7 protein-coding genes, 1 tRNA gene and 2 pseudogenes are annotated in these 7,283 nt (G+C 68.8%); 4 read left to right on the forward strand and 6 right to left on the reverse strand.

All coding sequences use genetic code 11. The annotated features are described in order from the left end of the window. Positions 1–915: pseudogene (locus tag VG296_RS23840) on the forward strand (recombinase family protein); the annotation flags it as partial. Here VG296_RS23840 and VG296_RS23845 read toward each other — a convergent pair. From VG296_RS23845 to VG296_RS23860, 4 genes are all read right to left on the reverse strand, one after another. Then, a tRNA-Leu gene (locus tag VG296_RS23845) sits at positions 897–980 on the reverse strand. The pseudogene VG296_RS23840 and the gene VG296_RS23845 sit on opposite strands and share 19 nt — an antisense overlap. A 353-nt stretch (positions 981–1,333) precedes the next feature. After that, positions 1,334–2,092 carry a response regulator transcription factor gene (locus tag VG296_RS23850; RefSeq protein WP_325569290.1) on the reverse strand — a complete coding sequence of 253 codons (759 nt, stop codon included), beginning with the start codon at positions 2,090–2,092 and terminating at the stop codon, positions 1,334–1,336. Positions 2,093–2,147: 55 nt separating this feature from the next. After that, positions 2,148–2,540 carry a hypothetical protein gene (locus VG296_RS23855; protein WP_325569292.1) on the reverse strand — a complete coding sequence of 131 codons (393 nt, stop codon included), beginning with the start codon at positions 2,538–2,540 and terminating at the stop codon, positions 2,148–2,150. Positions 2,541–2,725: 185 nt separating this feature from the next. Further along, positions 2,726–3,349 carry a DUF1707 domain-containing protein gene (locus tag VG296_RS23860; protein WP_325569294.1) on the reverse strand — a complete coding sequence of 208 codons (624 nt, stop codon included), beginning with the start codon at positions 3,347–3,349 and terminating at the stop codon, positions 2,726–2,728. Between the two features lie 134 nt (positions 3,350–3,483). Between VG296_RS23860 and VG296_RS23865 the strand changes: the two genes are divergently transcribed. Beyond that, positions 3,484–4,371 carry a polysaccharide deacetylase family protein gene (locus VG296_RS23865; RefSeq protein WP_325569296.1) on the forward strand — a complete coding sequence of 296 codons (888 nt, stop codon included), beginning with the start codon at positions 3,484–3,486 and terminating at the stop codon, positions 4,369–4,371. 67 nt (positions 4,372–4,438) lie between these two features. Then, positions 4,439–4,984: a class I SAM-dependent methyltransferase gene (locus tag VG296_RS23870; protein ID WP_325569298.1), complete on the forward strand. Its 546-nt coding sequence runs from the start codon at positions 4,439–4,441 to the stop codon at positions 4,982–4,984. An 11-nt stretch (positions 4,985–4,995) separates the two neighbouring features. Here the strand turns inward: VG296_RS23870 and VG296_RS23875 are convergent, their stop codons facing one another. After that, positions 4,996–5,670 (reverse strand): alpha-ketoglutarate-dependent dioxygenase AlkB, encoded by a 675-nt coding sequence (locus tag VG296_RS23875; RefSeq protein WP_325569300.1) that lies wholly within the window; start codon positions 5,668–5,670, stop codon positions 4,996–4,998. Between the two features lie 71 nt (positions 5,671–5,741). Here VG296_RS23875 and VG296_RS23880 point away from each other — a divergent pair, with 71 nt between their 5' ends. Continuing rightward, positions 5,742–6,923: a glycosyltransferase gene (locus tag VG296_RS23880; protein ID WP_325569302.1), complete on the forward strand. Its 1,182-nt coding sequence runs from the start codon at positions 5,742–5,744 to the stop codon at positions 6,921–6,923. A gap of 92 nt (positions 6,924–7,015) precedes the next feature. On the opposite strand, the pseudogene VG296_RS23885 reads toward VG296_RS23880, so the two are convergent. After that, positions 7,016–7,283 (reverse strand): annotated as a pseudogene (locus tag VG296_RS23885) (coagulation factor 5/8 type domain-containing protein); the annotation flags it as partial.

Genomic DNA, 7,283 nt, shown 5'->3' on the forward strand with positions numbered 1-7,283 from the left:
ACGGCACCCTACAGGCAGGTCTGGAACAGGCAGCGCAAACAGGAAGTCCTGCTCGACGTCGAGAACGTCGCGGACGGCTACGAGACCAAATTCAAGTGGAATGAGCGCGACAAGTGGATCTTCTCTGACCAGGTCGCGCACGAATCACTCGTCAGCGTCGAGGACTTCGAGCGCGCACAGCAAATCCGTGCCGCGGCAGGCCGGGGCCGGGACACACGGGAGCGAATTAAGGTCGAGCGCACCTACGTGCTCCGCGGGCTGGTGCGGTGCGGCCTGCGCGGACGAGAGATGCAGGCACAGCACAACAACGATCGAGCCTTCTACCGCTGCCGGTACGCCCAGGAGTATGCACTGGCCAACCACGTCACGCATCCACTGAACGTGTATCTCAAGGAAAAGGACGTGCTTCCGGCGTTGGACGGCTGGCTCGGCAAGCTCTTCGCCCCGCATCGCATCGAGGAGACCGTACGCGCCATGGTCTCCAGCCAGGACGCCTCCCCCATCACTGGCACGGACGCAGTGAGTGCGGATGCGGCCCGGAAGCTTGCCGAGTGCGACACGAAGCTCAAGAAATACCGGGCAGCGCTCGAAGCGGGGACGGACCCCGAGACCGTCGGCGAGTGGATTGCCGAGGTCAAGGCAGAACGCGCCGCGATCAACACCGAAGCCAAAACACAGTTGACGGGCGGGCAAAGTGCCGAACGGCTCGACGAAACCGAAATCAATGCCATGATCAAGGCACTGGGTGACATCAGGCCCTTGATCCAAGCGGCCGAACCCGCCGACAAGGCCAAAGTCTACAAGGAGCTCGGCCTCGAGCTCACGTACGAGCCAGGAAAGCAAATTGTCCGGGCCCAAGTGATCTTGGGGCCGGACATTCGTGGGGTTATAGGAAGTGTCCGAGGGGGGACTTGAACCCCCACGCCCTTAACGGGCACTAGCACCTCAAGCTAGCGCGTCTGCCATTCCGCCACCCGGACTTGGGTTGTCGGTCGGCGGGATTACCGGCTGGCCGGTGCGCCCGTCGGCGACGTGAGAACAATACCAAAGATCAGGCGGCCTTCGCACCACGGTATGCGGGGGCGGGGCAGGGGTGGTTCACGGGGGTGTCGCCGGGAGGTGGGGCTGGGTTAATGGGGAGGTCATGGGCGGGAAGTTGGCGTGGACGGCACGAGTGGGCGGGGCCGGGAGGGCAGCGGGCGGGGTGGCCGCGGAGAGACCGCGGCGCGGGCAGGCCGGAGGAGGCGGAATTGGCGACACACGCGGGTACGGCGGCGGTGGCGGCGGAAAGCGGCGTTGGCGACTCGGCACTGCAGCATGTGCGGAAGCGACGTCAGGACTGCGGCACGGGCGGAGGGGTGGGGGTGGCTAGGCGGAAGCCGCGGCCGTAGGCGGTTTCTATGAGGCCGGGGAGGGCTAGCTTGCGGCGGAGGGCGGCGACGTGGACGTCTAGGACCTTGGTGGGGCCGTACCAGTGGGTGTCCCAGATGCGTTCGAGCAGCTCCTGGCGGCTGAAGACGCGGCCGGGGTCGGCGGCGAGGCACTCGAGGATCTCGAACTCGCGGGGGGTGAGGGCGACGGGGTCGCCGTGCAGGGTTACCTTGCGGGAGCGGGAGTCGACGACGAGGGGGCCGTGGCGGACGGCGGCGGAGTCGGTGGGCGGTTGTATGCGGCGGAGCACGGCGCGGATCCTGGCCAGTAGTTCGGCGAGGCCGAAGGGCTTGACCAGGTAGTCGTCGGCGCCCTCGTCCAGCGCGGCGACGCGGTCGCACTCCTCGCCGCGCGCGGTGACGACGAGGATGGCGCTGGTCCCGCGCGCCGCCAGACGCCGGCAGATGTCGAGGCCGTCGGCGTCGGGCAGGCCGAGGTCGAGCAGCACCACGTCGGTGGGCTCGGAGGACAGGGCCTGGGAGCCGGTGGCCACCGCGCGCACCGCGTAGCCGGCCCGCTCGAGACCGCGCACGAGCGGATCGGCGATGCCCGGGTCGTCCTCGACGATGAGGATGGTGGTGGTCGCGGCAGCGGCGGTGGAGACGGCGGCAGCAGCGTTGCCGACGGGGGCGATGCGGAGCGCGGCTGGAGCTGACTTCATGGATATGAACTTATAGAGGCGAGCGGCAGGCTGCCGTCATGCTTGAGGATGATGGTCAGATACTCACGGGGCGTTTGTCCTCGACGTGCGCGATCCTGAGCTCGGTGCCGTCCATGTGCCGCTTGGAGCGTCCGCACAGGCCGATCTCCAGGTCACCGGCCCCCGCGGTGACGTCGGCGGGGGCGACGTAGGTGAGCACGTCGGGGTGGTGGCACGTGACGCACCAGCCGGGGGCGTTGTCGAGGTGGATGACGTTGAAATCGCCTGATGGAGTGCCGATGTGCACCGGCCCGTGCTCGGCGAGCAGGCGCACTGCCTGCTCGCCGAGATCTCGCCCTGGATGTGGCTCTGGCAGGACGACGCACGTGTCGTGGGAGAACAAGACCCACGACTTGCCGTCGCCGGTCAGAATTTCGCGCCAGGCCGTGATGAGTTCGGTGATGTCCATGAGGATGATGATGACGGAACGGTCTGACAGAAAATCAGGACCGGCGTCCTCAGCGGCCGTTCAGGGCGGCGGCGCAACCATCAGGGTTCTGCCGCCAAGCCGATTCGGTCGAGGCGGGTGACGCCGTCGGTCCGCGTCCGGACCACGGCATCACCGACGCTGCCCGACGCGCCCGCGCGAAGCCGCTACTCGAAGCGGATCCGCCTGCGCATGAGCCAGTCCATGAAGCTGCGGCGCGGCGGGCGGGCGGTGATCGAGCCCGAGCGGACGCTGCCGGAGACCTCCACGCGCAGCACGATCGGCACGGAGTCGGCGCCCTCGGGCCGGCGCACCTTCGCGGAGCCGCTGGAGACGCTCACCTCGTCCATGACCACTTCGATGCCGGGCTTGGTGACGATCGTCAGGCTGCCGCTGCGCACCGTGGCGTCGATCTGCAGCGTCGGGCCGGTGAGCACGGCCTCGGTGAGGTCCAGCTTCACGCTGCCGCTGCCCGCCTTCACCTCGATCGCCCGCGGCACCACCCAGCGGCCCTCGCGGGCCGCGCTGCCGCTGCTCACCTCGATGCGGGCGAGCTCCTTCGGCTCCGCCGACACCGCGAGCGCGGATCCGGCGGAGATCGCCGGCAGGTCCGTGACCAGGACGGCGAGCTCGCTCCCGGTCCTGGCGTTGAGCGCCTTCTCCAGCCGCTCGTCGAGTTCCTCCATGGTCAGCCGGCCATCCCCCGCGGCGACCCGTAGCTGCTCGGCGATCCGGTCGCGATCCGCGTGCGACGCCCGGAGCTCCGGCAGCTGCGCCTTGTCGTCTGTCATGGGCAGTAGATTATGCGCTCGCCCCCCGCCGGCTCCAGAGTGGACGACGCCGAGGTCGGCGGACCGCCGAAATCTCTTAAACAAATCTGAAGATTTCGCGAACCGGACGGTGGCGTAGGGCGTCATTAAAGGGTGTGAGCGACGAAGATCTCCAGCGGACGGTGCAGGTCAACCATGCCGGGCAGCCCGAGGTGGGCGATGCGGCGGAGGTGCGCCGTGCTCCGCGCCGGAAGGTGGTGGCCGCGATCGGCGGCGTCACGCTGGTCGCGGGCGTGAGCGTCACCGCCGGGATCGTCGCCGCGATCCGCGATTCGAACCCGAAGACGACGACGGCGGGCGCCGTTCCGACCGCCCGGCGCAGCGGCGAGAACGCGACGCCGTCCCCCTCCCCCTCGATCACCGTGTCGCACCGCCCCGCGACGGCGGTCGCGACGAAGCCGCAGTACTACGTGGACAACGCCGGGCCGAAGGCGATCGCGCTGACCATGGACGACGGCCCGCACCCCGTCTACACGCCGCAGGTCCTCGAGATCCTGCGCGACCACGGGATCAAGGCGACGTTCAACATGATCGGCAGTCAGGTCGGCGCGAACCTGTCGATCGTGCGCGAGGTCTCGGCCGCCGGGCACACGATCACGAACCACACCTGGAACCACGCCGACCTGACCCACGAGACGTACAAAGAGGTCTGTTCGCAGATGGACCGCTGCAATGACGCGCTGGCCCAGGCGAACCAGAGCCCGTCGATCTTCCGGGCGCCCTACGGCAACTGGTCCGGGTCCGTCTTCCAGGCCTGCGCCTCGCGCGGCCTGCAGCCGGTGGACTGGTCGGTGGACCCGCGCGACTGGGACACGGCGCACGTGGACACGCAGGACATCGTGCACACGGTGCTGCGGACCACGCGGGCGCACGACATCATCCTGGAGCATGACGGCGGTGGCGTGCGGCGCAACACCGTGGCCGCGATGAAGATCTTCATACCGAAGCTGATCGCCGAGGGATACAACTTCGTGGCGATGTAGGGCACGCGGGTAGCGCGAGTGGAGATCGTGCGAGTCATGCGGTAGGCCGCGCGTGCATGATGGCTATATGACGGATAGCCAGTCGCCGCCGTATCCTGCCGAAGTCTTCGATGTGCTCGAAAGTCTGCTCGACGAGCCGACACACGTGCTGGACGTCGGAGCGGGTGACGGCGCGCTGGCGAGGCCGCTGATCGCACGCGGCAGAATCGCGCGGATCGACGCCGTCGACACGTCGGCCGAGCTGATCGCCGCCGGACGAGAACTGCCCGGCGGTTGCCGCCCCGACCTGCACTGGATCGTCGGCGCGGTGGATCGGGTACCGCTGGACGGCCCGTACAGCCTGGTCACCGCGGGATCGCGGCTGTACTGGCTGCCGTGGAAGCGGACGATGGCGCGGCTGGCGGAGGTGCTGAGCGCGCAGGGCTTCGTGGCGATCGTCGAGCACGGATACCGCCGCGCCCTCCAACCGATCGCCGAGGAACTGGTCGCTCGCGGGCTGTTCCGCAAGACCGGCGAGCACCGCACGATGCCCACGCCGTACGCGGTCGACGGCACCCAGCCGGTCGACGTGGTGGCGACCGTCGTGTGGGGACGGCCGATCATCAGGGCGTGACGCCGCCGCCATCAGCCCGCGAGACCGGTGACCCGGAGTGTGAGGTTGAGGCGGCCCTCGGCGAGCCCGATCTCGTCGTGCGGGCCGCTGTCCGGGTAGAGCTTGGGCACGCCGTGGTAGACGAAGCGGGAGGGGCCGCCGAAGACGAAGGCGTCGCCGGACGCGAGTTCGACGTCTGTCCACGGACGGTTGCGGTTCTGCGTGTTGCCGACGCGGAAGACGCAGCGGTCACCGATGCTCAGCGAGACGACGGGTGCCGACGAGCGCTCCTCCTTGTCCTGGTGCATGCCGAGCTTCGCCGCGTGGTCGTAGAAGTTGACGAGGGCGACGTCGGGCCGGTAGCCGGCAGCGGCGTCCGGGTCCTGATACGCGTCGGCCAGCACACTCCCGCCGAGATCGGCGAGCCACTCGGGGAGCTCGGCGACGCGGGCGCCGTTGTGATCGTCGGCGGTGCGTGAATAGTGGTACGGGCGCCAGTACCAGCCGAGATGCACGGTCTGAATCGACATGACCCCGCCGCCGGGCAGCCGCGTGTGCCGCATCGGCACGGGGCCGCGTGCCCACTCGCGGCAGGCGCGCACCAGCTGCCGCTGCTGGTCGAACGTCAGCCAGCCCGGCAGGTGCACGGCTCCCGGTGCGATCTCCACGCGCCGAGGCCGGGCCGGCTCCTCGGGGAACGGGATCATGAAGCCAGACTACGCCGCCGGGTCCGTGCTGCTGCGGGCTGGCGCGGCGCGCGTGTGCGAGGCTTGGCGGCGTGACTGCGCACGCTGTGTTCCTGGTGCTTGCCGTGCTCGCCTGGGTGTCGTTGGGGATCTGGATCGTGCTCCTCCTCGGACGCGGAGGCTTCTGGCGGATGAATCTGCAGCTGCCCGAGGCCGAACGGGACGACGCACGGGAATGGCCCGCGGTGACGGCGGTCATTCCGGCGCGCGATGAGGCGAGGATTCTGCCCTCGACGCTGCCTTCGGTTCTCGCGCAGGACTATCCGGGGCCGTTCACCGTGATCGTGGTCGACGACGCGAGCACGGACGGCACGGGCGAAGTCGCCACCGAGCTCGCCGCGGCGACGCCGGATCGCGCGGAACCGCGGGTGCTGCGCGGGGCCGGGCCGCCGCCAGGGTGGGCGGGGAAGGTCGCGGCGATGGACCTCGGGGTGCGAGAGTCCGACAAGAGTTCCGAGTACCTGCTGTTCACGGACTCGGACATCTCACATCCGGCGGACAGCCTGCGCAGGCTCGTCCGGCACGCACAGGACAGACGGCTGGACCTGGTCTCGCTGATGGCACGGCTGAGCACGGACTCCCCGGCCGAGCGGATGATCGTACCGGCGTTCGTGTACAGCTTCTTCCAGCTCTATCCGCCCGCATGGGTGAACCGGCCCTCGTCGCGTACCGCGGCTGCTGCGGGCGGGTGCATGTTGGTGCGCCGGGAAGCCCTCGATGAGGTCGGCGGACTGGTCGGGATCGCGGACGCGCGAATCGACGATGTCGCGCTCGGCACGCTGCTCAAGCGGAGTGGCGGACGGGTCTGGCTCGGCGTGACGACGGGGGTGCGCAGCCGTCGGCCGTACCCGCGTCTGGCCGATTTGTGGGACATGATCGCGCGCAGTGCGTACACCCAACTGCGCTATTCGCCGTGGCTGCTGCTCGGCACGATCGTCGGGCTCGTACTCAGCTACGGCGTGCCGCCGATCCTCGGCCTCGTCGGCCTGGCTACGCACTGGTGGGGCGTGGCGATTCCGGCGCTCGCCGCGTGGGCCGTCATGTCCGCGAGCTACATCCCGGTGCTTCGGCTCTACGACCTGCGCTGGTGGCGAGCCCCGCTGCTGCCTGGCGTCATGGCGTTGTACGGGGCGATGACGGTGGATTCGGCGCGGCGGCATCGGCGGGGGCGCGGCGGCTCATGGAAGGGAAGAGTGATCGAGCCGGGCGGGTGACGATCTCGTCATCTCCCGCCCGGCTCTGGGGGTCTCGCTGTGTGGAGCTAGTTGGAGCTAGCTGTTCTAGCCGTTTCTAGTTGTAGCTGTTTCTAGTTGTAGCTGTTGAGGTATTGGACGGAGCCGCTGGAGTTGGCGGTGCCGCCGACGCCGTTGATGATGTGGTTGATGGTGCCGACGCCGCCGAGGGAGACGGTGACCATGTCGTTGAATTGGACTCCGGAGAGGTTCGGCGCGGTGATCGCGTTCGCGCTCTGTACGCTGGAGTTGCTGCTGAAGTAGCAGTACACCCCGAGTCCGTAGCCCTTGAAGCTGGAGACCGAGCCGGCGATGTTGATCGACGGGTAGCCGTTGGCCGAG

The organism is Actinospica sp., assembly GCF_035552695.1.
Lineage (GTDB): Bacteria > Actinomycetota > Actinomycetes > Streptomycetales > Catenulisporaceae > Actinospica.